Origin of the sequence: Paenibacillus ehimensis NBRC 15659, from assembly GCF_004000785.1 — a bacterium.
GTDB classification, from domain to species: domain Bacteria; phylum Bacillota; class Bacilli; order Paenibacillales; family NBRC-103111; genus Paenibacillus_G; species Paenibacillus_G ehimensis.
In genome coordinates, this window is sequence record NZ_BILX01000189.1 from 1 (window position 1) to 1,404 (window position 1,404).

Consider the following 1,404-nt stretch of genomic DNA (forward strand, 5'->3'; position numbering starts at 1 on the left):
GCTATCCTAACAAGGCGGTGGTTGCATGCTTCGCTCCAATCCGAATGTGCAAAACAGCTACGAATTCGTTTGTTTGGAAGAACTCGTGCCTCAGCATCATTTGCTTCGCAAGATCCATAAACACATTGACTTTTCCTTTATCCTTGAAAAAGTGAAGCCATATTACTGTGAAAATAACGGACGCCCCTCGGTCGATCCGATCATGCTCTTCAAAATGATGTTCATTGGCTATCTGTACGGCATTCGTTCTGAGCGCCAGCTTGAGCAGGAAATTCAACTCAACGTGGCCTATCGCTGGTTTGTTGGATTAGGTTTGACGGACCGTGTTCCAGACCACAGCACCTTGAGCTTGAACCGCAAGCGGCTTCAGGATAGCGATGTTGTCCAAGAAATCTTCGACCATATTGTATTCAAAGCCATTGAGCTTCGGATGGTTGCAGGCCGCGTGCTCATCACGGATTCAACCCATCTCAAAGCCAATGCCAACAAGCGTAAGTTCGTTAAGCAGGAAGTCGAAAAGAGCGTCAAAACCTATCTGGACGATTTGGACGAGGCCGTTCAGGCCGATCGGGAAGCTCATGGAAAAAAGCTTTAAAGCCTCGGAAGGAGGTGACCCAGACCAAGGAGACGAAAGTGAGCACAACGGATCCCGACAGCGGGTATATGGTGCGCGACGGCAAGCCGGAAGGTTTCTTCTATTTGGATCACCGGACGGTCGATCATAAATACAATATTATTACTGATGTACATATTACACCCGGAAATGTCCATGACTCCAAACCTTATCTTGAGCGGCTTGAACTGCAAATAAAGAAATTTGGGTTTGATAAAACACTGGAGGCTGTCGCCCTTGATGCCGGTTATTACACAGCAGATATCTGCAAGAAACTCCACGTCCGGAGGATTTATGCCGTCATTGGCGGTAGAAGCTATACTCCAGTAAAAGGTTTGATCGCCAAGTGGCGATTTAAGTATGACCGAGAGCGCGACTTGTATATCTGTCCACAAAAACAAGAGTTGGCCTATGCTACGACAGACCGGGAGGGTTACCGCCAATACAAGTCGGCCCCTGAGATTTGCAAGGACTGCCCGCTGCTTTCCCAGTGTACACGTTCAAGGAACAAACAAAAGGTTCTGACACGACATGTTTGGCAGGATAGCAAGGAGTGGGTAAAACAAAACGGGCGCTCTCGCTCGGGCAAATATCTGTACCGTCTCCGGTACCAAACGATAGAGCGAAGTTTCGCGGATGCCAAAGAGCTCCATGGACTTCGCTATTGCCGGTTCCGCGGCAAGAAAAAAGTCTTAGAGCAAGCGCTCATGACTGCCATCTGCCAGAACGTCAAGAAGATCGCCAACCACCTGGCTAAGCTAGCCGGATAGGGCGATCTTCTGCTTTTTATA

Annotated in this window: 1 protein-coding gene; it reads left to right on the forward strand. The window is 48.6% G+C overall.

Annotation, left to right across the window (positions count from 1 at the left end; all coding sequences use genetic code 11):
• The first annotated feature begins 25 nt into the window (after positions 1-25).
• Positions 26-1,383 (forward strand): IS1182 family transposase gene (locus tag PEH01S_RS34260; protein ID WP_127490455.1). Its coding sequence is split into 2 segments (ribosomal slippage): positions 26-590 and positions 590-1,383, totalling 1,359 coding nucleotides; the frame shifts between segments, so codons are not numbered across the junction.
• Positions 1,384-1,404 lie beyond the last annotated feature (21 nt).